Origin of the sequence: Methylosinus sp. C49, assembly GCF_009936375.1 — a bacterium.
Classification (GTDB): Bacteria; Pseudomonadota; Alphaproteobacteria; order Rhizobiales; family Beijerinckiaceae; genus Methylosinus.
In genome coordinates this window covers 2,053,056-2,072,859 of record NZ_AP022332.1, presented here as the reverse complement: position 1 = coordinate 2,072,859, position 19,804 = coordinate 2,053,056, and the positions used below count along the sequence as shown (strand labels likewise).

At 65.9% G+C, this 19,804-nt stretch carries 21 protein-coding genes; 8 read left to right on the top strand and 13 right to left on the bottom strand.

Going from position 1 to position 19,804, the window contains the following annotated elements:
* Positions 1 to 26: 26 nt before the first annotated feature.
* The 4 genes from GYH34_RS09975 to GYH34_RS09960 form a co-directional block, all read right to left on the bottom strand.
* Positions 27 to 1,019, bottom strand: a complete 993-nt coding sequence (locus GYH34_RS09975; RefSeq protein ID WP_161913443.1) for an NAD(P)H-dependent glycerol-3-phosphate dehydrogenase — start codon at positions 1,017 to 1,019, stop codon at positions 27 to 29.
* Positions 1,016 to 1,561 carry a phospholipase D-like domain-containing protein gene (locus GYH34_RS09970; RefSeq protein WP_161913442.1) on the bottom strand — a complete coding sequence of 182 codons (546 nt, stop codon included), beginning with the start codon at positions 1,559 to 1,561 and terminating at the stop codon, positions 1,016 to 1,018. The genes GYH34_RS09975 and GYH34_RS09970 overlap by 4 nt, the downstream gene beginning before the upstream one ends.
* Before the next feature lie 30 nt (positions 1,562 to 1,591).
* A complete protein-coding gene (tsaD, locus tag GYH34_RS09965; RefSeq protein ID WP_161913441.1) occupies positions 1,592 to 2,653 on the bottom strand; it encodes a tRNA (adenosine(37)-N6)-threonylcarbamoyltransferase complex transferase subunit TsaD in 1,062 nt (353 codons plus the stop codon).
* Between the two features lie 100 nt (positions 2,654 to 2,753).
* Positions 2,754 to 2,960: a DUF1192 domain-containing protein gene (locus tag GYH34_RS09960; RefSeq protein WP_161913440.1), complete on the bottom strand. Its 207-nt coding sequence runs from the start codon at positions 2,958 to 2,960 to the stop codon at positions 2,754 to 2,756.
* A 564-nt stretch (positions 2,961 to 3,524) separates the two neighbouring features.
* On the opposite strand from GYH34_RS09960, the gene ppdK reads away from it, so the two are divergent.
* The 4 genes from ppdK to GYH34_RS09940 all read left to right on the top strand — a co-directional run bounded on the left by ppdK (position 3,525) and on the right by GYH34_RS09940 (position 9,073).
* The gene (gene ppdK / locus GYH34_RS09955) at positions 3,525 to 6,203 is read left to right on the top strand and encodes a pyruvate, phosphate dikinase (RefSeq protein WP_161913439.1); all 2,679 of its coding nucleotides are present in this window, start codon (positions 3,525 to 3,527) and stop codon (positions 6,201 to 6,203) included.
* A gap of 83 nt (positions 6,204 to 6,286) precedes the next feature.
* Positions 6,287 to 7,390 carry an acyltransferase gene (locus GYH34_RS09950; protein ID WP_161913438.1) on the top strand — a complete coding sequence of 368 codons (1,104 nt, stop codon included), beginning with the start codon at positions 6,287 to 6,289 and terminating at the stop codon, positions 7,388 to 7,390.
* A 39-nt stretch (positions 7,391 to 7,429) separates the two neighbouring features.
* Positions 7,430 to 7,849, top strand: coding sequence for a secondary thiamine-phosphate synthase enzyme YjbQ (locus tag GYH34_RS09945; protein WP_161913437.1), 420 nt, complete (start codon positions 7,430 to 7,432; stop codon positions 7,847 to 7,849).
* 138 nt (positions 7,850 to 7,987) lie between these two features.
* The gene (locus tag GYH34_RS09940) at positions 7,988 to 9,073 is read left to right on the top strand and encodes a cell wall hydrolase (protein ID WP_174242391.1); all 1,086 of its coding nucleotides are present in this window, start codon (positions 7,988 to 7,990) and stop codon (positions 9,071 to 9,073) included.
* Between the two features lie 10 nt (positions 9,074 to 9,083).
* Here GYH34_RS09940 and GYH34_RS09935 read toward each other — a convergent pair whose 3' ends face one another.
* The 4 genes from GYH34_RS09935 to GYH34_RS09920 form a co-directional block, all read right to left on the bottom strand.
* Positions 9,084 to 9,605: a GNAT family N-acetyltransferase gene (locus GYH34_RS09935; protein WP_161914970.1), complete on the bottom strand. Its 522-nt coding sequence runs from the start codon at positions 9,603 to 9,605 to the stop codon at positions 9,084 to 9,086.
* Entirely contained in the window at positions 9,602 to 9,880 is a 279-nt protein-coding gene (locus GYH34_RS09930; RefSeq protein ID WP_161913436.1) for a DUF1778 domain-containing protein, read from the bottom strand. Before GYH34_RS09930 ends, GYH34_RS09935 begins: the two co-directional genes overlap by 4 nt.
* 203 nt (positions 9,881 to 10,083) lie before the next feature.
* Positions 10,084 to 10,449, bottom strand: coding sequence for a tRNA-binding protein (locus GYH34_RS09925; RefSeq protein ID WP_161913435.1), 366 nt, complete (start codon positions 10,447 to 10,449; stop codon positions 10,084 to 10,086).
* Between the two features lie 114 nt (positions 10,450 to 10,563).
* Positions 10,564 to 10,869: a hypothetical protein gene (locus tag GYH34_RS09920; RefSeq protein WP_161913434.1), complete on the bottom strand. Its 306-nt coding sequence runs from the start codon at positions 10,867 to 10,869 to the stop codon at positions 10,564 to 10,566.
* A 360-nt stretch (positions 10,870 to 11,229) separates the two neighbouring features.
* Here GYH34_RS09920 and GYH34_RS09915 point away from each other — a divergent pair, with 360 nt between their 5' ends.
* The 4 genes from GYH34_RS09915 to GYH34_RS09900 all read left to right on the top strand — a co-directional run bounded on the left by GYH34_RS09915 (position 11,230) and on the right by GYH34_RS09900 (position 15,039).
* Positions 11,230 to 11,769: a histidine phosphatase family protein gene (locus tag GYH34_RS09915; protein WP_348983888.1), complete on the top strand. Its 540-nt coding sequence runs from the start codon at positions 11,230 to 11,232 to the stop codon at positions 11,767 to 11,769.
* Between the two features lie 321 nt (positions 11,770 to 12,090).
* The gene (locus tag GYH34_RS09910; protein WP_161913433.1) at positions 12,091 to 13,596 is read left to right on the top strand and encodes a YcjX family protein; all 1,506 of its coding nucleotides are present in this window, start codon (positions 12,091 to 12,093) and stop codon (positions 13,594 to 13,596) included.
* Between the two features lie 136 nt (positions 13,597 to 13,732).
* Entirely contained in the window at positions 13,733 to 14,479 is a 747-nt protein-coding gene (locus GYH34_RS09905) for a hypothetical protein (protein ID WP_161913432.1), read from the top strand.
* Entirely contained in the window at positions 14,476 to 15,039 is a 564-nt protein-coding gene (locus GYH34_RS09900) for a hypothetical protein (RefSeq protein WP_161913431.1), read from the top strand. The genes GYH34_RS09905 and GYH34_RS09900 overlap by 4 nt, the downstream gene beginning before the upstream one ends.
* A 21-nt stretch (positions 15,040 to 15,060) precedes the next feature.
* Here GYH34_RS09900 and GYH34_RS09895 read toward each other — a convergent pair whose 3' ends face one another.
* From GYH34_RS09895 to ribH, 5 genes are all read right to left on the bottom strand, one after another.
* A complete protein-coding gene (locus GYH34_RS09895) occupies positions 15,061 to 15,288 on the bottom strand; it encodes a hypothetical protein (RefSeq protein ID WP_161913430.1) in 228 nt (75 codons plus the stop codon).
* A gap of 136 nt (positions 15,289 to 15,424) precedes the next feature.
* Entirely contained in the window at positions 15,425 to 17,608 is a 2,184-nt protein-coding gene (locus GYH34_RS09890) for a sodium-translocating pyrophosphatase (RefSeq protein ID WP_161913429.1), read from the bottom strand.
* Positions 17,609 to 17,810: 202 nt separating this feature from the next.
* Positions 17,811 to 18,794, bottom strand: a complete 984-nt coding sequence (gene thiL, locus GYH34_RS09885; RefSeq protein ID WP_161913428.1) for a thiamine-phosphate kinase — start codon at positions 18,792 to 18,794, stop codon at positions 17,811 to 17,813.
* A 14-nt stretch (positions 18,795 to 18,808) separates the two neighbouring features.
* Positions 18,809 to 19,267, bottom strand: a complete 459-nt coding sequence (gene nusB, locus GYH34_RS09880) for a transcription antitermination factor NusB (protein ID WP_161913427.1) — start codon at positions 19,265 to 19,267, stop codon at positions 18,809 to 18,811.
* Positions 19,264 to 19,764 carry a 6,7-dimethyl-8-ribityllumazine synthase gene (gene ribH, locus GYH34_RS09875; protein WP_161913426.1) on the bottom strand — a complete coding sequence of 167 codons (501 nt, stop codon included), beginning with the start codon at positions 19,762 to 19,764 and terminating at the stop codon, positions 19,264 to 19,266. The genes nusB and ribH overlap by 4 nt, the downstream gene beginning before the upstream one ends.
* Positions 19,765 to 19,804: the final 40 nt, after the last annotated feature.

Sequence of the window (19,804 nt, the reverse complement as noted above, 5' to 3'; positions counted from 1 at the left end):
GATCGCATCGAGCCGTCAACGAAAGCTCAAGCCTCCGCCCGCAGCGGCCGCATCAGCAGCGCCTCTATCGCCTGATCGACGCCGATCGCGCCCGATAGAATGGCGTCCACCGCCTCGGCGATCGGCATTTCGACGCCGCGCTCCTTGGCCATGGCGACGAGAGCGGAGGCGGTGAAGGCGCCCTCGGCGAGCTTGCCATGGGCGGCCTCGAGCGGCGCCTCGCCGCGCCCCAGCGCCGCGCCCAGGGCGAAATTGCGCGATTGCGCCGAGCCGCAGGTGAGCACCAGATCGCCGAGGCCGGAGAGGCCCATCAAAGTCTCTTGATTGACGCCATAGGCGCGGCCGAGGCGGGTCAGCTCGGCGAAGCCGCGCGCGATCAGCGCAGCGCCGGCGCTGGCGCCGAGCGCCCTGCCCGCCGCCATGCCGCTGGCGATGGCGAGAACATTCTTCGCCGCGCCGCCGATCTCGACGCCCAGCACATCGGTGGAGCGATAGAGCCGGAAGGCGCGTGTCGACAATGTTTCGCTGAGGCGCTTGGCCAGCGCCTCATCGCGCGCGGCGAGCGTCACCGCCGTCGGCAGGCCGCGGCAGACATCGGCGGCGAAGCTCGGGCCGGAGAGAATGGCGATCTCGACCTGCGGCAATTCCTGCGCCGCCACCTCGCTCATGAAGCAGCGCGTGCCGCGCTCTATGCCCTTGGAGCAGATGACGAAAGCCGCTCCCGGCGCGAGAATGTCGCGAAAGCGCCGCGCCACCTCGCGCATCGCCTGCGCCGGAACCACCGAGAGCACGACCCCTGCCCCCGCCACCGCCGAAAGATCGGCGGAAGGCGCGACGCCCTCGGCCAGCGGCAGGCCCGGTAAATAGGCGCGGTTCTCGCGGTCGCGCGAGAGAGCGGTGATATGGGCGGGCTCATGGCCCCAGAGCACGACGCCGGAACGCCCGGTCGCGGCCACATTGGCGAGCGCAGTGCCCCAGGCGCCGGCGCCCAGCACGGCGATCTTCTCCTCGCTGCTCATCGCATCCCGATCTTCTGATTGTCCGAACGCGCCCATAGCCGCTCGAAAGTCTCCTCGAATTGCGCGACCGCGGCCTGGCTCTCGATCAATATGAGGTCATTGTCCTGGAATTCTTCGCCCGAGACCGAAAAATTGGCCGAGCCGCTGCGCAGCGCCCGGCCATCGATCTGATAGGACTTCAAATGCATCAGATCGCGCGAGCGGCCCTTGCGCTTGATCTGCATGTTGCGCGCCGCGGCTATCGCCTCAATGGCCGGGCTGAGGCCGCCGCGCTCCTCGCCATCGATATAGATGCGCACGCGCACGCCGCGCATGGCGGCGGCGCCGAGCGCCGAGATCACCGCGCGATCGGTGAGGATATAGGCGGCCATGTCGATGGATTTTTTGGCGCCGCCGATGAGACGCAGATCGAGATCCTCGAAGCCGGGGCGCGGTCCGTAGAAGACGCGCACGCCGACGGCGAGCGGTTCCTGCGACAGCAGGCCGCCGGGCTGCGGCGGAACCGAGAAGGTCGCCGCCGCGGCCAGCAAGAGCCGCTTCATCTCATCCGCCCCGCCGAAGGCATCGAGCGCTCACGCCTTGCCGTGATGCAGCGCGCCGGCGTTGGCGTCCAGCGGCCAGCGCGGACGGGCGGCGAAGGTCAGATCATCGGTCATGCCGCGCGCAAAGCGCTCGAGCCCGGCCCAGGCCACCACGGCGCCATTGTCCGAGCACAGGCCCGGCGGCGGCGAGACGAAGCGAAGGCCGGTCTCGGCGCAAAGACGCGTGAGCGCGCGGCGGATCGCGCCATTGGCGCCGACGCCGCCGCCGATGACGAGGCCATTGGGCTGGCCGCCATTCTGCGTGAAGATGCGCAGGCCGGAGCGCACGCGATCCACCAGAACGTCGACGATCGCCGCCTGGAAGGAGGCAGCGAGATCGGCGACGTCGCGCTCGGTCGGCGTCCCGATCCGGGCGATCTCCTGGCGCACCGCGGTCTTGAGGCCGGAGAGCGAGAAATCCGCCCCCTCGCGGCCGAACATGGGCCGCGGAAAATCGAAGCGGGCCGGATCGCCCTCCTCCGCCAGACGCTCGATATGCGGGCCGCCGGGATAGGGAAGCCCGAGCATTTTGGCGACCTTGTCGAAGGCCTCGCCGGCCGCGTCATCGACGGTCGAGCCCAGCCGCTTATAATCGCCGACGCCCATTACGGCGACGAGCTGCGTATGCCCGCCGGAAACCAGCAGAGCGAGATAGGGGAAATCCAGCCGCTCTGTCAGGCGGCCGGTGAGCGCATGCGCCTCGAGGTGATTGACGGCGATGAAAGGCTTGTCGGCGGCGAGCGCCAGCGCCTTGGCCGCGGTGAGGCCGACGAGAATGCCGCCGATGAGGCCCGGCCCGGCGGAAGCCGCTATGGCGTCGACGCCGGCGATATCGGTTCCCGCCGCGTCCAACGCACGGACGATCAGGCGCTCCAGCACATCGATATGGGCGCGCGCCGCGATCTCCGGCACCACGCCGCCATAGGCGGCATGCTGGGCGATCTGGCTCATCACCTCATTGGAGAGAATGTCGCCGCCATCGCCGCCGATGCGCGAGGCCACGACGGCGACCGCCGTCTCGTCGCAGGTGGTTTCAATGCCGAGAACGCGCATGGACGGGTCCTTGAGCGCCGACGGACGAATCGCCCTGCCGGCGGGAGCCAAAACAGGCGCCAACCTATAGGCGCGCGGCCCGGCAAAGCAAATCGCCGATCTATTTCTTGAAAAACGCGTCGGCGGCGGCGAGCGAGGCCGCCTTGGCGGCGCGCGCCTGCTCGAGCCGCGCGATCTCGGCGCGCAGCAGCGCGAGGCGCTCGTCGAATTCGGCGACCGAGAGCGCGTCCAGCGGCTGGCCGATCTCATGCGAAACGGTCCTGCTGCTTCCAGGCCCCGAGCGCGGGCGGTCTTCGTCGTCTCGCATGGCGCCCCCTCGTCGGCTCTGCGTTCACCAACGCTCGAGACGTGGTGCGGCAATATGATAGCTTCGTCCCTGCGATACGCAAATGCGAGGCTTCTGAATGACCGACGTCTTTCGTCTCGACTCTCGGATAAGGATTGCGAGTTCGTCAAAGACACGCTCGACGGCTTTTGCCAGGGGGGCGTCGAAATATGGTCGAAAGCTCGTCGAAATTCGAGGTCGACGCGCCATGATCGACAGACTCGCTTCGCAGCCGAAGGAAGGGCGACCTTACGAGGACGTCGAGATCGTCGTCGCGGATACGGGGTTCGATGAAACGCTGGAGGTCGTCCTCGCCCCTACTTGCTGAACTGTGTTCAGGCGCCCGGGATAAGACGAAACATCGAGCTGTTCACGGAATATTCGTCTCGGCCGACCTATTTTGCGACAAGGACCGGCCATTCGCCGGCCATTCCCGACGCCGCCGGTTGCGAGCGTGAGCTCGAATATGCGAAACCTTCGTGGGAAGCTCTCGGCGGTCCGGTTCTTGTATGTTGCGCCGCAGCGTGGCGCCCGGAAAATGATGCTATGACCAAATGGGTCTATAATTTCGGCGGCGGCGCGGCCGAAGGCGCGGCCGCGATGAAGAACCTGCTCGGCGGCAAGGGAGCCAACCTCGCCGAAATGGCCGGGCTCGGCCTGCCGGTCCCCCCTGGCTTCACCATAACGACCGAGGTTTGCTCGCATTTCTATGCGAATGGCAAGACCTACCCGGCCGAGCTCGGCGCGCAGATCGACACTGCGCTGGAGCGTCTCGGCAAGCTCGCGGGCCATAGCTTCGGCGAGTCGAAATGGCCGCTGCTGGTCTCGGTGCGCTCCGGCGCCCGCGCCTCCATGCCCGGCATGATGGATACGGTGCTGAACCTCGGCCTCAACGACAAGACCGTCGGGGCGCTGGCGGCGATCGCCGGCAATGAGCGCTTCGCCTATGATTCCTACCGTCGCTTCATCGAAATGTACGCGACCGTGGTGCTCGGACTCGAGCATCACGAGTTCGAGGACGCGCTCGAGCATTATAAGGAGAAGAAGAGCCTCTCGCTCGACACCGATCTCTCGGCCGATGATTGGCGCTTTATCGTCGACACATTCAAGACGATTGTCGAGAAAGCGACCGCCCGCCCCTTTCCACAGGAGCCGCGCGAGCAATTATGGGGTGCGATCGGCGCGGTTTTCTCTTCCTGGATGAATCATCGCGCCGTCATCTACCGGCAGCTGCACAATATTCCCGAGGATTGGGGCACGGCCGTCAATGTGCAGGCAATGGTCTTCGGCAATATGGACGATAATTCCGCGACCGGCGTCGCTTTCACCCGCAATCCCTCGACCGGCGTGCGCGAGCTCTATGGCGAGTTCCTCATCAACGCCCAGGGCGAGGATGTCGTCGCCGGCATTCGCACGCCGCAATCGATCACCGAGGCGGCGCGCCGCGCCGGCGGCTCCGCCCGCCCCTCCATGGAGGCGGCGCTGCCGGATGTGTTCGAGGAGTTCCGCCACGTCTCGGCTCTGCTCGAGAAGCATTATCGCGACATGCAGGACATGGAGTTCACCGTCGAGCGCGGGAAGCTCTGGATGCTGCAGACGCGCACCGGCAAGCGCACCGCGCCGGCCGCGCTGAAAATCGCCGTGGATATGGCCAATGAGGGGCTCATCACCCGCGACGAAGCGATATTGCGCATCGATCCTCTGTCGCTCGACCAATTGCTGCATCCGACCATCGACCCGGATGTTAAGCCGACGATCTTGGCCAGCGGTCTACCCGCCTCGCCCGGCGCCGCCGTCGGCGAGATCGTCTTCGACGCCGCGGAGGCGGAGGCGCTCTCCGCGCAGGGCCGCAAGATCATTCTGGTGCGCGTCGAGACGAGCCCGGAGGATATCGGCGGAATGCACGCCGCCGAGGGCATATTGACGACGCGCGGCGGCATGACCTCGCACGCGGCCGTGGTGGCGCGCGGCATGGGCAAGCCCTGCGTCTCCGGCGTCGGCGCGATCCGCGTCAATTACGAGGATCAGAGCTTTTCCATCGCCGGGCGGCGCTTTTCCAAGGGCGATCTCGTCACCATAGACGGCTCGGCCGGGCGCGTGATCGCCGGCGCGGTGAAGATGCGCCAGCCGGAGCTCACCGGCGAATTCGCCGTGCTGATGGAATGGGCGGACAAGGCCCGCCGCATGCGCGTGCGCGCCAACGCCGAGACTCCGGCCGACGCGCGCGCGGCGCGGCGCTTCGGGGCCGAGGGCGTCGGCCTCGCCCGCACCGAGCATATGTTCTTCGAGGACGATCGCATCGTCGCCGTGCGCGAGATGATCCTCGCCGATGATGTCGAGGGCCGCCGCGCCGCGCTCGCCAAGCTGCTGCCGATCCAGCGCGGCGATTTTCAGGAGCTGTTCGAGATCATGGCCGGCCTGCCGGTGACGATCCGCCTGCTCGACCCGCCGCTGCATGAATTTTTGCCGCATACGGAATCCGAGATCGCCGAGGTGGCGCAGGCCATGGGCGCCGATCCGGCCAAGCTGCGCCAGCGCGCCAAGGAGCTCTCCGAGTTCAACCCCATGCTCGGCTTTCGCGGCGTGCGCCTCGCCGTGGCCTTCCCCGAGATCGCCGAGATGCAGGCGCGCGCGATCTTCGAGGCGGCGATCGCCTCCGCCGCGCAGACCGGCGTTCCGGCGATGGTCGAGATCATGGTGCCTCTGGTCTTCTCGAGGGCGGAGCTCGATTTCGTCGCCGAGCGCATAAGGGCGATGGCCAAAGCGGTGGAGGACGAAACCGGCCTCTCGCCCAAATATCACATCGGCACGATGATCGAGCTGCCGCGCGCCTGTCTGCGCGCCGCCGAGATCGCCGAGACGGCGGAGTTCTTCTCCTTCGGCACCAATGATCTCACCCAGACGGCGCTCGGCGTATCACGCGACGACGCCGGCTCTTTTCTCGGCGCCTATGCGCAAAAGGGAATATTGCCGGCCGATCCTTTCGTGACCATAGACCAGCAAGGCGTCGGCGAGCTGGTGCGCATCGCCGCCGAGCGCGCCCGCGCTGTTCGCCCTTCGATCAAGCTCGGCATATGCGGCGAGCATGGCGGCGACCCCGCCTCCATCGCCTTTTTCGAGAGCGTCGGCCTCGATTACGTGTCCTGCTCGCCCTATCGCGTCCCGATCGCTCGCCTCGCCGCGGCGCAGGCGGCGCTGGGCAAGGAGGCGGTGAGCACGGCGTGAGCACAACCTTTCGTTAAGAACTCTCGCCGAGACTACTTACGGGATTGTCGCAGACGGCTCCCGTAATATTTCGAGGCGTTTCAATGATGAATTCGAGAGCGGCCGCTCTGGACGGCCTGCGCGGCCTCGCCGTGCTTTTCGTGATCCTGTTTCATTACTGGCACAATCTGCCGACGGGCGGCTTTGTCGGCGTCGACATTTTCTTCGTGCTGAGTGGCTATCTCATCACGACGCTCCTGCTCGACGAGCTGGAGGCGGGAAGCTATCGCTTCTCCTCCTTTTTCCTGCGCCGCACCATTCGTCTCGCGCCGGCCCTCTGGGCGATGGCGCTGGGAACGACGGTCATCGTCGCCGCTCTCTCCATCCCGCCCCATGAGCTGCCGGGCGACCTCGCCTTCGTCCTCACCTACACGAGCAATTGGAAGCGCGCCTTCATCGAGCGTTTCGGCGACTCTTTCTATTTCTGCCACACCTGGTCGCTGGCGGTCGAACAGCAATTCTATCTGAGCTGGCCCCTGCTGTTCGCCGCAGGCGCCACGCGCTTGTCGCGCTCCGACCTTCTGAAGGCGATCCTCATGGGCGTCGCGGTCGTGACGCTCTGGCGCTGGCTCGTCCTCTATGACGGCGCACGGATGTTTCGCATCTATCACGGCTTCGACACGCGCATAGACGAGCTGCTGGTCGGCTGCGCTCTGGCCGTGGCGCTGTCTATGCCTCGCCTGCGCGCCGCTCTCGTCGAATGGCTGAGGACCCGGCCGACGCTGTCGGCGACGCTGCTCGCCGCAATGCCGATATTGGGCGCCTATACGGACATAGACGGCGTCGCGCTGGCGATCTTCGGCTACACTCTGCTCGCCGTCATCTCGGCGATCGTCGTCATCGACTGCCGATTCAATCCAGCGTCGCTTTCCGCCCGCATCCTCTCGAACCGGCCGCTCGCCTATCTCGGCGCCATCTCCTATGGCGTCTATCTTTGGCATCTGCCGATTCTCGCGCTCTTCATCGCCAGCGGCTCCGAATTCGGTCTCGCGCAAAAGGGCGTCGCTTTTCTCCTCACGGTCGCGATCGCTTCCGCGAGCCATCGCCTTCTCGAGCAGCCGCTGCTGCGCTGGAACGCGGAGAGACGCAGCCGAGAAAGAGCCGCCGCGCCACGCCATCCGCATCCCGCATCCGGCGCGCTCGCCTGAACGCTGGACTTCGCGGCGCGTCGGCCGCACATTTCCCCCATGCGCCAATCGCTCCACCATTTCCACGTCGAAACCCGCGGCAAGGGCTTTTACGACGTCACCCGCGTCGTTTCCGCCTGGGCGCGCGGCGAGGGGCTGACGACCGGTCTGCTGACGCTGTTCTGCCGGCATACATCAGCCTCGCTCACCATTCAGGAGAACGCCGATCCGGCCGTGCTGCGCGATCTCGAGCGCGCCTTCGCAGGGCTCGCGCCCGAGGGCGACGGGCTCTACGAGCACGACACCGAAGGCCCGGACGATATGCCCGCCCACATCCGCACGGCGCTGACACAGACGCAGCTCTCCATCCCGCTGTCGCGCGGCGCATTGGTTCTGGGCACATGGCAGGCGATCTATCTCTTCGAGCATCGCCATGGCGCGCAGACGCGCGAACTCGTCGCGCATCTTCTCGGCGAATGATCCAAAGCGGGACATGCGAGGAGCGCCGCCTTAACCGACCCGCAAGCCTAATGCGCGATAAGTTTTCCCCGTGAGCTTTTCTGCGTTTGCGTGTGGCGTTTCGGCCACGCTTCGCGAGTCGAGACGGGGCGTCAGCGTATGGGTCGTCGGTCGGGAGTGAGCTGGGCCATAGGCGTCATCGCGCCCTGGTGGCTGGGCGCTGGCCTGTTGGTGTCCTTCACCGCGGCCGCCGGCCAGGACCCTTCGCAAGGCTGGAACATAGCGCCGCATCTGGCGCGCCTGCAGACGGCGCGCCTCGCCATCGGCTCGCAGGAGGACGTTCATGCGCAGCCCGACGAGCGCGAGCCGCATGCCGCGCTGAAGCCCCACGCCGAGGCGTTCCCCGAGGTGGATCGCACCAAAAAGGGCGATCCCGTCATCGCCATGCGCCCCTCCTTCGACACGCGGCGCAATGACGGCGAGACAGTGGAGGTTTCGCTGGGCGCGGACAGCGAGACGACGACCATCTCGCTCGCCGAGCCGGAAGCCGCCGATCTCCCCGCCGATTCCGGCGGCGCGCCGACGACGCAGCGCGGCAATGGCCAGGCCTCGCCCTCGCAGCGAGGGTCGGCGACGACGCAGCGCATCTCCGAAGCGATGCGCGAGCGCGCCGCCCATGGCGCGACGCCGCAGGTCGCGCGCGCCGCGGCGCTCGCCTCCTCGACGCCGGCGCAGCCCGACGCCGTGCCGATCGCCGTCGCCTCCTTCGCGCCCTCGCACGCGCTGAAAGACATGAAGACGCCGCCCGATTACGCCTCGCTCATCGACCCCGACAAGCTGGCGCGCGAGAAGCGCTGCCTCGCCGAGGCGGTCTATTTCGAATCGCGCAGCGAGCCGGAGGCGGGCCAGGCGGCGGTGGCGCAAGTGGTGCTGAACCGCGTGTCCTCGGGCCTCTATCCGACCAGCGTCTGCGGCGTCGTCTATCAGAACCGCAGCCATTACAAGGCCTGCCAATTCTCCTTCGCCTGCGAGGGCCGCAAGCTGCGCGTCACCGAGCCCGACTCATGGGCCACAGCGCAGCGCGTCGCCGACGAGGTGATGAACGGGCACACCTATATTTCGGACGTCGGCCGCTCGACGCATTACCATGCCAATTACGTGAAGCCGCGCTGGGCCAAGCAGCTGAAGAAGATGGACAAGATCGGCCATCACATCTTCTATCGGCTGCGGCCGGGACAGACGTGAGACGAGCGCCTCAGCGACGCTCCGCGAAGCTCAGCCGCAAATCGGCCATGCGAATAATCATCGCGCGGCGAGGATCATGGGGCAGCTCGCAAAACCCCCATCGCGCGTAAAAGCTCCGCGCATTGTCGTCGAGCGGATGCGTGATGAGGCCGGCGCCGCCGATGCTCTCGGAAACACGCAGGGCCGTCTCGAAAGCAAAGAAGAGAAGGTCGGCGGCGTATCCCCTTCCCTGACAGGCCTTGTCCACCGCGAGCTGTCCGAGCAGTAGGACGGGCACGGGATCGGGGCGATTGCGTTGCTGCGGCTTCGGCAGATAGGCGCGCTCGATCTGCGCCGCGCTCATCGCCACATAGGCGACAATGAGGCCCATGTCGCCGGCCGTCATCACATTGACGCGCGATACGTCATTGAGCTGGTTGATCCACGCGCGGCGGCAAAACCAGTCATTGAGCGACGCTCGCCCGCAATCGAACCGGCTGCGGTCGTCGCTTGCCCGGAGCGGCCGCGGCGGCGACGGCGCCGCGATCTTCATTTTTTCCAAGAAGGCGCTCGCCGCGCCAATGCTGAAAGCGCAGCTATCGGCTCAGCGGGACGTTCGAGCCACGCCTCGAACGCCTCCCAATCTTTCGCCGCTATGGTGACGACGCCCCGCTCGAGCACCTCGGCCTCCGCCGCCTCCACGGCTTTGCGACGCATGAATTCGCTCAACGTCGTGCGCGACTGAGCCGCCGCCTCCTCGAGCAGAGCGCGCTCGGCGGGCGAGACCCTCACGCTCAGGACGGAGGTTGCTGCGGATTGCTCTTTCATGCGTATGACAATAGCATACAAAATCGAAATTTCAATTCGCGGGGAGCGGGACGAGGGTTCCGCCACGACGATGTCGGAACAAGAACCGCCGACGATTCGAGAGCGGATATTCGCCTGGAATGGCTGGCTGGAGACATTCGAGTCTCTGGTCGATCTGTTCGGTTGGTTCAACATCTTCAAATAATGCGGCGAGCCGCCGCCCCTCAATACAGCCGCGCCCCATTCGGCACGGCCCGTTCCGGCGCGACCAGCACCACATCGCCATTTTCATCGGGAAAGCCGAGCGTCAGCACCTCGGACATGAATTTGCCGATCTGGCGCGGCGGGAAATTCACCACCGCCGCCACCTGACGCCCGACCAGCGTCGAAACATCGTAATGCGTCGTGATCTGCGCGCTTGAGCGCTTCACGCCGAGGCCGGGGCCGAAATCGATCTCGAGCTTGTAGGCGGGCTTGCGCGCCTCGGGAAAGGCATGGGCGGCGACGATCGTGCCGATGCGAATGTCGACGGCCAAAAAATGCGTGAAATCGATCCGTTCGGCCGCAGGCGCGGCGGGGTCGAAGCTCATGCGTAAAATCCGTGGCGCGGCTGCGCGCCGCTTTTCGTCGAGAAGCCGCACGAGGCGGCCTCTCGACAAAGAATACTCGCCGCCGGCCCACGCTCGCGGCGGGCCGGCGCCGCCTCAGTGCGTGGCCCAATCGTCGCGGGTGGGGAGCACGTCGCGCTGCGTCTTCATCTCGACCCAGGCGAAGGCTCCGTCCGGATCGGCGACGGCGATGCTGTTCTCGATGATGAGCTTGTCACACAGCATCACGCAGATGGCGTCGATCGGCGCGCTGGTGTCGTTCTCCTCGGTCATGCGATCGATGGAGATCTCGCCCTCTTCCTCGCCGTCGACGAGGTGCATGATGAACACCTCCTCGTGACCGGCGACGCCATGCGCGTTGACCCTGAAAGTTTCGCCACGATATTGGAATTCGCGGATCATGCGTTTCCTTCCCCCAGTTCCCACGGCGCGAGCGCCGCAATCCTCGATGTCCGCCACGCGCGCGAGATTCCGTCCACGCGCGCGCGGGATGGCGGCGAGGCGCCATCGGGGAAAATGCTATAGCGCAACCGAGGCGCTTCGAAAACCTCGCGCGCGAGCGGATCGGCGCGGCATTTCGCTCGCCGGACCGGCGGGCGGCGCCACGCATATGGGCGCGCCGCGTCGCGAAACTTTCGCTATGATCGGCAAAGAGTGATTTCGGCCGGACGGGCTCCGGCGCGCCGACGTGGCGATTTTATGAAAAAATGCCGCTCGGGGCGCTCCCGCTCCGGGCCGCCGTCTAGCGATCGGGCCGAAAGAATGATGCGACGTCTCATCCTGCTGCGCCACGCCAAAGCCGACGCCCATTCCGCGGGGGGCGATCGCCAGCGCCCGCTGACGAAGCGCGGCGAGGAGGACGCCCGCTCCGTCGGCCGCTATCTGGCCGAGGCCGGGCTGGCGCCGGATCTCGCCGTCGCCTCCGACGCGCGCCGCGCCAAGCGCACGCTGGATCTGACGCTCGAGGCCTTTCCCAAGGAGGTCGAGCACAGGCTGGACGATGAATTCTACCTCGCGACGCCCGATCGGCTGCTGGACGCCGTGCGTCAGACGCCGGCCGAGATCTCCACTCTCCTTGCCATCGGGCATAATCCCGGCTTCGCCGAGCTCGCCTCCGCCCTCGCCTCCGACGGCGAGCCCGAGGCGCTCACCCGCATGCGCTCCAAATATCCGACCGCGGCGCTGGCAGTGCTGGATTTCGACGCCGAGGATTGGGCGATGGTCGGCGAAGGCGCCGGCCATCTCGAGCGATTCGTGACGCCGGGCGATCTGCGCGGCGGAATCGCCGACGAGCCGGACTGAGCCCTTCAAAAGCGAAAAGGCCGCGGATGACCGCGGCCTCTACGAACCCTCACTCGTCGCCGCCGTGGACGCCGGGCGGATCGGGCTGCGGATTGAAGGCCTGCGCGCCGGCGGCGCTGAAGACGAAGCCGGCGATCAGGCCGAGGGTCAGGAAAAGCTTCTTCATTGATGTTCTCCGTTTCGTGTTTCGCGTCGTTTGCGATGTGTGGAGACTAGCCGCCGCTCTCCCTGGCGTTTGTGCGCTGGCGAACATTGCGCGCCCTACCCAAATCGCCGGCCGCTTGTTACACGAGAGGCGACCCGCACACCCGAGCCGCCACCTTGTCGCAGATTTCCGATCTTCTCTTCGACACCACCGTCGCCGCCGCCAGCCTCAAGGATTTTCTGGCGGGCGGGCGCTTGCGGCTCGGCGTCACCGGCCTGTCGCGCTCGGGCAAGACGGTGTTCATCACCTCACTAGTGCATCATCTGACCCGCGCCGTCGCCGCGCGGGACGCCGCGCATGGCCGCAAGAATCAGCTGCCCGTCTTCCGCGTCGCCGCCGAAAATCGCCTGCGCAGCGCCCATCTCGATCCGCAGCCGGACGACGCCGTGCCGCGCTTCTCCTATGAGGAGCACCTCTCCGCGCTGACCGGCGCCGATCGCCATTGGCCACAATCGACGCGCCGCATCTCCGAGCTGCGCGTGACGCTGGAATATGACCGCAAATCCGCCGGTCTGCTGTCGAGCTTCCGCCCCGGTCCGGCGCGGCTGGACATAGACATCGTCGATTATCCCGGCGAATGGCTGCTCGACCTGCCGCTCCTGGAAAAATCCTATGCGCAATGGTCGCGCGAGACGCTGGAGGCCGCCTCCGCGGCGGCGCGCGCGACCATCGCCGCCGATTGGCGCGGCGCGACGGCGGGCGTCGAGCCGCAGGAGCCCGCCTCCGAGGATGTGGCGCGCAAGCTCGCGGCGCTGTTCACCAATTATCTGCGCGCCGCCAAGACGGAGCGCTTCGCCCTCTCCACTCTGCCGCCGGGACGCTTTCTGATGCCGGGCGAGCTCGAGGGCTCGCCCGCGCTGACCTTCGCGCCGCTGCCGGCGGAGGAGAGTTCGGCGCCCCCGTCCGGCAGCCTAGCGGCGATGATGGAGCGCCGCTACGAAGCCTATAAGACCCATGTGGTGCGACCCTTCTTCCGCGATCATTTCGCGCGGCTCGATCGGCAGATCGTGCTGGTGGACGCGCTCGCCGCGCTGAACTCCGGCCCCGCCGCCGTGCGCGATCTCGAGACGGCGCTCGCCGATGTGCTGACGGCCTTTCGCACCGGCCGCTCCAATCTGCTCTCGACCATCTTCCGCCCGAAGATCGACCGCATTCTCTTCGCGGCCACCAAGGCCGACCATCTCCACCATACGAGTCACGATCGCCTCGAGGCCGTGCTGCGGCACCTCACCTCGCGCGCGATCGAGCGGGCCGAGGGCGTCGGCGCGACCATAGACGTGATCGCGCTCGCCGCCGTGCGCGCGACGCGCGAGGCCATCGTCAAGCATGACGGCGAATCGCTCGCCGCCATCGTCGGCACGCCGATCGAGGGCGAGCGCATCGGCGACGACGTGTTCGACGGCGTGGCGGAGGGCGCGATCTTCCCCGGCGAATTGCCGGCCGATCCGCGCCATGTCTTCCGCGGCGACGCTCTGGCGCTGGCCGAGGAGGACGCCGATTTCCGTTTTTTAAAATTCCGCCCGCCGATCGCCTCGCTCGGCCGCGACAAGGAGCCTCTCCCGCTGCCGCATATCAGGCTGGATCGGGCGATGGAGTTTTTGTTCGGGGATAGGTTGGGGTGAAACAACGCAATCGTGCGGGGTCGACGAGACGGCCGGACTGTTCTATATTCGTTCTTTAATGCCGTCTCGACGGCGGCGACGAAACATATTGTCAATTCGCTCCATGGTAGTACGGGAGGCAAGAAGGCGTAACGAAATGAGCGGCGAATACCAATTCCGCATCGCGGATAGTTACACGCCTGCAACGCTCCCGATGGAGCGTCTTGCGGAATACATGACCGCGCTCGCTAGGCTGCTCGGCGAGGGTGCGCACGTTCATTTCCAAGCAATCATCCCGGGATCAGTCAGGCTGAAGGCCCGGGTGGACGAGCCCGCTCAACTCAAAGTTCGCGAGCGCGTTTATGCGGTTCGAGATGGTGGCGGCCCGAAGGATGCGCGTAAGGCATACGACGCGCTCGACGAATTACTCCGCAAGGACAACGCCAGTGGCGCACTCGCGGGCGATGACGGCGCAATCATAATTCCCTTCCCTGGCCGCACGCGCTCGGAACCGCTTGTCTTTGGCCCGTTTCGTCAAGACAGCACATTGGATGGGCAAATTTTCCGAATCGGCGGCAAGGACGATACCAAGCACGTCCACATTCGCGACGGCGCGATGGAGTTCACCGACCTTGTGGCTAGCGAGTCGATCGCTCTACGGCTACGGCACCATTTGTTCGGCGCGACTCTTCGTTTTCATGGCGAGGGTACATGGTTCCGTCATGGCGACGGCACATGGGAATTGAAAAGTTTCAGGATCAATGATTTCGAGGAACTCGAAGACAGGCCGTTGTCGGAGGTCGTCGCGAGTTTGCGCAAGGTGAAGGGCAGCACATGGCGTGAGGTTCCAGATCCTATTCGCGAGCTTCTCGAGGATCGTCACGGCAACGGAGACGCCAATTGATCGTCGCCTTCGATACGAACATTCTCGTCTATTTCTTCGACGAACAGGCCAAAGCTCCGATTGACTCCACTACGGGCGCACCTGTCTCCAACTGCAAGGATCGCCTAGATTTCTTGATCGCGACGCTACAGCGGGACAAAGCCAAGATCGTCATCCCGACGCCCGCTCTCGGCGAACTCCTCGTCAAGGGGCGGGAAGCCGCGCCGGAGTGGCTCACGATTCTCCACAAATCGCGGTACTTCCGCATTGCAGGATTTGATGAGCGGGCGGCGATCGAGTTTGCAGCAACCCAGGCGCAACGTGTCGCCTCGGGTCAGAAAAATGAGGGCGCTACCCGCGCGAAGGCGAAATTCGACGATCAGATCGTTGCGATAGCCGCAGTCGCAGGCGCGACAGTCATCTACTCGGATGACCCTCATATTAAGAAAATGGCGGGGGGCCGCTTCGAAGTCATCGGCATTGCCGACCTTCCACTCCCGCCGAGCGAGGCTCAAAGCCGCTTCGAGTTTGATCGGCAGGATGAGCCGACGACCCCGAACGACGATACAAGCGACTCATGATCACCTGAACGAAAATCATCATTATCTGGCGAGTTTCGCATAAAGCAGCCCATAACGCTCCAGACTCGACTGATAAGCGGACATGACATGCGCCCGCCGTCGCGCCTTATTATGCTTTTCGCTATAGGCGCCGAGAGCGTCCTTGACGATCGACGGAAGCTGCCGCCCCTCTCGCTTGGCAAGCTTTCGGATCGCCGCCGGCACGTCCCGATCTAGTTGTATGGCGAATTTCTCGCGGACGATGGTCATGACGCCTCACTCAAACCTCGAAAATGGAACATCGGCGCATATCAAGAGGCGTCAAGATGCATCAAGAATGTGTCCACGCCACGAAAAAAGGCGGGGTCTCCCCCGCCTCTCTTCGCAACTCGCTATTCGCCCGCGCTCACCGCGCCAAGATCGCCAGCAGCAGCAGCGCCACAATATTGGTGATCTTGATCGCCGGATTCACGGCCGGGCCGGCGGTGTCCTTATAGGGGTCGCCGACCGTATCGCCCGTCACCGAGGCTTTGTGCGCGTCGCCGCCCTTGTAATGGGTGACGCCGTCCTTATCGACAAAGCCGTCCTCGAAGCTCTTCTTGGCGTTGTCCCAGGCGCCGCCGCCGGAGGTCATCGAGACGGCAACGAAGAGGCCGTTGACGATGACGCCGAGCAGCGCCGCGCCCAGCGCCGCAAAGCCATTGGCCTTGGAGCCGGAGATGATGGTCACGCCGAAATAGACGACGATCGGCGCCAGCACCGGCAGCAGCGAGGGGATGATCATCTCCTTGATCGCCGCCTGCGTCAGCATATCGACGGCGCGGCCATAATCCGGGCGCTCCGTGCCGTCCATTATGCCGGGCTTCTCCTTGAACTGCCGGCGCACCTCCTCCACCACGGAGCCCGCTGCGCGGCCGACCGCCGTCATGGCGATGCCGCCGAAGAGGTAAGGAATGAGGCCGCCGAGGATGAGGCCGGCGACGACATAAGGATTGGCGAGATCGAAATCGACCTTGCCGATATCCTTGAAGTAGGGAACGCCGCTCTCGGTGAAGTGCCGCAGATCATTGGAATAGGCGGCGAACAGAACCAGCGCGCCGAGACCGGCGGAGCCGATGGCGTAGCCCTTGGTGACGGCCTTGGTGGTGTTGCCGACCGCGTCCAGCGCATCGGTATTGTGGCGCACTTCCTTGGGCAGGCCCGCCATTTCGGCGATGCCGCCGGCGTTGTCGGTCACTGGGCCGAAGGCGTCGAGCGCGACGATGATGCCGGCGAGGCCGAGCATGGTCGTCACGGCGATGGCGACGCCATAGAGCCCGCCCGCCTGATAGGCGAAGATGATGCCGAGCGCGATGACGATCGCCGGCGCCGCCGTGGCCTCGAGCGAGACGGCGAGGCCCTGGATGACATTGGTGCCATGGCCCGTAACAGAGGCCTGGGCGATCGACGTCACCGGGCGCTTGCCCGTGCCGGTGTAATATTCGGTGATGTAGACGATGAGGCCCGTCACCGCGAGGCCGATGAGGCCGGCGAAGAACAGGCCATAGCCGTGGATCGCCTCGCCATTGGCCTTGCCGATCTCGCCCCAGCCGACCGTGAAGGTGGTGGCGAGGAAGAGGCCGCCGATCGACAGCACGCCGGCGGCGATGAGGCCCTTGTAGAGCGCGCCCATGATCGTGTCCGGCACGCCGATCTTGTCGAACAGCGGGCTGGCGATCTTGCCGATCTCGGACTCATCGGCGCCGAGCTTCACGAAATAGGTGCCGGCGATGGAGGTGACGATGGAAAGGCCGCCGATCGCCAGCGGATAAACGATCGCAGAGGCGAGGCCCGCCTGCCCGGCGAAGAAGATCGACGCCAGCACCATGGTCGCGACAATGGTCACGACATAGGTTTCGAAGAGATCGGCCGCCATGCCGGCGCAATCGCCGACATTGTCGCCGACATTGTCGGCGATGGTGGCGGGGTTGCGCGGATCATCCTCGGGAATGCCGACCTCGACCTTGCCGACGAGATCGGCGCCGACATCGGCGCCCTTGGTGAAGATGCCGCCGCCGAGGCGCGCGAAGATGGAGATCAGCGAGCCGCCGAAGCCGAGCGCCACCAGCGCATCGACCACGACGCGATCGGAAGGCGCATAGCCCGCGAAGACGGTGAGGATGAAGTAATAGATCGCGACGCCGAGCAGGGCGAGGCCGGCGACCAGCAGGCCGGTGATCGCGCCCGCCTTGAAGGCGATGTCGAGGCCGCCGGCGAGCGATTTCGTCGCCGCCTGCGCGGTGCGGACATTGGCGCGCACGGAGACATTCATTCCGATGAAGCCGGCGGCGCCGGAGAGCACAGCGCCGATGAGGAAGCCGAAGGCCACCGCCCAGCCGAGCAGAATGACGAGCAGCACGAAGATGACGCCGCCGACATAGGCGATCGTCGTATATTGGCGTTTCAGATAGGCTTGCGCGCCTTCCGCGACCGCGCCGGATATTTCCTGCATGCGCGCAGAGCCGGCGTCCGCCTTCTCGAGTTCTTGCCAAGTCTTGACGCCATAGGCGACAGACAATAGTCCGAAGACGATGCTGAGAAACAATACCATGACAATTGCGCCCTCTCCGTTCCTCGGCCGCGCGCGCTGATTTGTTCTCGTGGCCCGCGCTTGCGGCAATTTCGTCCCCGCGACAACGATAGTCCGACCGCAGTCGAATCGTACGGCTGCGGCGCCGGGGGAAAAGCGCGTCAGTCATGCCAGAAACGCCGGTTTTCGGCAATGGCGGCAAAGGTCGCGCACCGCCGCGCGATTAGAAGTGACTGAAGGATAGATGGTTGAATTTTATAATCGTTCCAGAAGAATTTAAGAATTGTGGCGGCTCGGCGCCGGCTGTGACGACGCCGATCTCGACGAGAGCGACCCCCGCCTCCCCCGAAGCGAGCGCCAGCGCGCCGGCGGCCTCGGCGGAGGTGCAGCAGAGGATCTCGTAGTCGTCCCCGCCAGTCACCGCGCGGGAGAGCAGCTCCGGCTCCAGCGCGATCGCCTCGCGCGCCGCCGCCGAGAGCGGAACTTTCTCGAGCTCCACCCGCGCGCTCGCGCCGCTCGCCCGCAGCAGCTTGGCGAGATCGCCCGCGAGCCCGTCGGAGACGTCCATGGCGGCGCTCGCGTGCGCGCGCAGCGCCGCGATCAGCGGCAGACGCGGCCGCGGCAAACGATAGCGCTCCAGCAGCGCCGCCCGCGCCCCCTCACCGAGCCGCGAGGCGAAAGCCTCGCCGTGGGCGACGCCGAGGCCGAGCGCGGCGTCGCCTATGGTCCCGGAAACGAAAATGTGATCCCCCGGCCGCGCGCCAGAACGCGAGACGAAGCGGGTCGCGCGGCCGAAGGCGGTGATGGAGATGGTCAAAGGTCCAGGCGTCGCCGTCGTGTCGCCGCCGAGCAGCGGACAGGCGAATTCGCGCGCATCCTCGGCAAGGCCGGCGGCGAAGCTGCGCGCCCACTCATTGGTCCAGTCCAACGGCAGCGCCAGAGTGAGCAGAAAGCCCAGAGGCTCCGCCGCCTTGGCCGCGAGATCGGAGAGGTTTACGCGCAAAGCCTTTTTGGCGACGAGGCCGGGCGGATCGTCGGGGAAGAAATGCACGCCGGAAACGAGCGCATCGGTGGTGACGACGATCTCCTGCGCCCCGCGTAGCGGCAGCAGAGCGGCGTCGTCGCGCAGGCCGAAGGCGCCGTCCCCGGCCAAGGGCGCGAAGATTTCGGCGATGAGCTCGTCCTCGCTGAAGCGGCGCTCGCTCATCGCCTCACCTCACTTCACTTCTCGGAAAAATGCTCCGGCCGCGCCTGTCGCGCCAGGCGATCCAGCACGGCGTTGATCATGCCGGACTCGGTCGCGCCGAAAAATGCGCCGGCGACGTCCACATATTCCTTGATGACCACTTTGACAGGTATGTCGCGCCGAAACCCAAGCTCGAAGCCGCCGGCGCGCAATATGGCGCGCATCACCGATTCGATGCGCTGCAGCGGCCAGCCGCCCTGCAGCGCCTGATCGAGCGCGCGGTCGATGGTCGCCTGATTGTCGAGCACGCCCTTCACAATGTCGCGGAAGAACTGCAGCTCGGCCGGCTTATATTGGACGCCCTCGATCTCGCGGCCGATCCAATGGACCTCGAATTCGGCGTAGATCTCGTTGAGGCCCTTGCCGGCGACCTCCATCTGATAGAGCGCCTGCACGATGGCGAGCCGCGCCGCCGATCTCTCCTCGACGCTCACGAGCGGCCCCCGAGCTTGCGTTTCAAACGCACCAGCGCCAGCGCGGCGAGCGCGGCGTCGCCGCCCTTGTCGGCCCCGCCCTGCTTGGGATCGGCGCGCACGGTCGCCTGCACCTCATTGTCCACGGTCAGGACGCCATTGCCGAGCGGCAGGCGCCGCGCGACCGAAAGCTCGGTGAGAGCGCGCGCGCTCTCATTGGCGACGATCTCGAAATGATAGGTGTCGCCGCGAATGACGCAGCCGAGCGCCACCACGCCCTCATATGGCGCGCCGGCGGCCTCCGCCGCGTCCAGCGCTATGGCCGCGCCGGCCGCCAGCTCGAGCGCGCCGGGGACGGTGATGGTGGTGACGTCGCAGCCGAGCTCTTCCAGCGCGCGAACGGCGCCCTCGTGCAGAAGCTCGACGATATCTTCGTTGAAATGCGATTCGACGACGAGAATGCGCGCGCCTTCGACAGGCGCGAGATCATCGTCATCGGCGCGGTAGGACCCTGCCATTCACGACTCCATGGGCGGAGGAGCGCACCCCTCCATCACC

Excerpts from the sequence above, each read along its gene's own strand:
- GYH34_RS09975 (WP_161913443.1), bottom strand. The coding sequence starts at position 1,019 with ATGAGCAGCGAGGAGAAGATCGCCGTGCTGGGCGCCGGCGCCTGGGGC.
- GYH34_RS09935 (WP_161914970.1), bottom strand. The coding sequence starts at position 9,605 with ATGAAGATCGCGGCGCCGTCGCCGCCGCGGCCGCTCCGGGCAAGCGAC.
- GYH34_RS09895 (WP_161913430.1), bottom strand. The coding sequence starts at position 15,288 with ATGACCATCGTCCGCGAGAAATTCGCCATACAACTAGATCGGGACGTG.
- GYH34_RS09970 (WP_161913442.1), bottom strand. The coding sequence starts at position 1,561 with ATGAAGCGGCTCTTGCTGGCCGCGGCGGCGACCTTCTCGGTTCCGCCG.
- GYH34_RS09905 (WP_161913432.1), top strand. The coding sequence starts at position 13,733 with ATGAGCGGCGAATACCAATTCCGCATCGCGGATAGTTACACGCCTGCA.
- ppdK (WP_161913439.1), top strand. The coding sequence starts at position 3,525 with ATGACCAAATGGGTCTATAATTTCGGCGGCGGCGCGGCCGAAGGCGCG.
- GYH34_RS09890 (WP_161913429.1), bottom strand. The coding sequence starts at position 17,608 with ATGGTATTGTTTCTCAGCATCGTCTTCGGACTATTGTCTGTCGCCTAT.
- GYH34_RS09950 (WP_161913438.1), top strand. The coding sequence starts at position 6,287 with ATGATGAATTCGAGAGCGGCCGCTCTGGACGGCCTGCGCGGCCTCGCC.
- GYH34_RS09920 (WP_161913434.1), bottom strand. The coding sequence starts at position 10,869 with ATGATCCGCGAATTCCAATATCGTGGCGAAACTTTCAGGGTCAACGCG.
- ribH (WP_161913426.1), bottom strand. The coding sequence starts at position 19,764 with ATGGCAGGGTCCTACCGCGCCGATGACGATGATCTCGCGCCTGTCGAA.
- tsaD (WP_161913441.1), bottom strand. The coding sequence starts at position 2,653 with ATGCGCGTTCTCGGCATTGAAACCACCTGCGACGAGACGGCGGTCGCC.
- GYH34_RS09960 (WP_161913440.1), bottom strand. The coding sequence starts at position 2,960 with ATGCGAGACGACGAAGACCGCCCGCGCTCGGGGCCTGGAAGCAGCAGG.
- GYH34_RS09915 (WP_348983888.1), top strand. The coding sequence starts at position 11,230 with ATGATGCGACGTCTCATCCTGCTGCGCCACGCCAAAGCCGACGCCCAT.
- GYH34_RS09925 (WP_161913435.1), bottom strand. The coding sequence starts at position 10,449 with ATGAGCTTCGACCCCGCCGCGCCTGCGGCCGAACGGATCGATTTCACG.
- GYH34_RS09930 (WP_161913436.1), bottom strand. The coding sequence starts at position 9,880 with ATGAAAGAGCAATCCGCAGCAACCTCCGTCCTGAGCGTGAGGGTCTCG.
- thiL (WP_161913428.1), bottom strand. The coding sequence starts at position 18,794 with ATGAGCGAGCGCCGCTTCAGCGAGGACGAGCTCATCGCCGAAATCTTC.
- GYH34_RS09940 (WP_174242391.1), top strand. The coding sequence starts at position 7,988 with ATGGGTCGTCGGTCGGGAGTGAGCTGGGCCATAGGCGTCATCGCGCCC.
- GYH34_RS09945 (WP_161913437.1), top strand. The coding sequence starts at position 7,430 with ATGCGCCAATCGCTCCACCATTTCCACGTCGAAACCCGCGGCAAGGGC.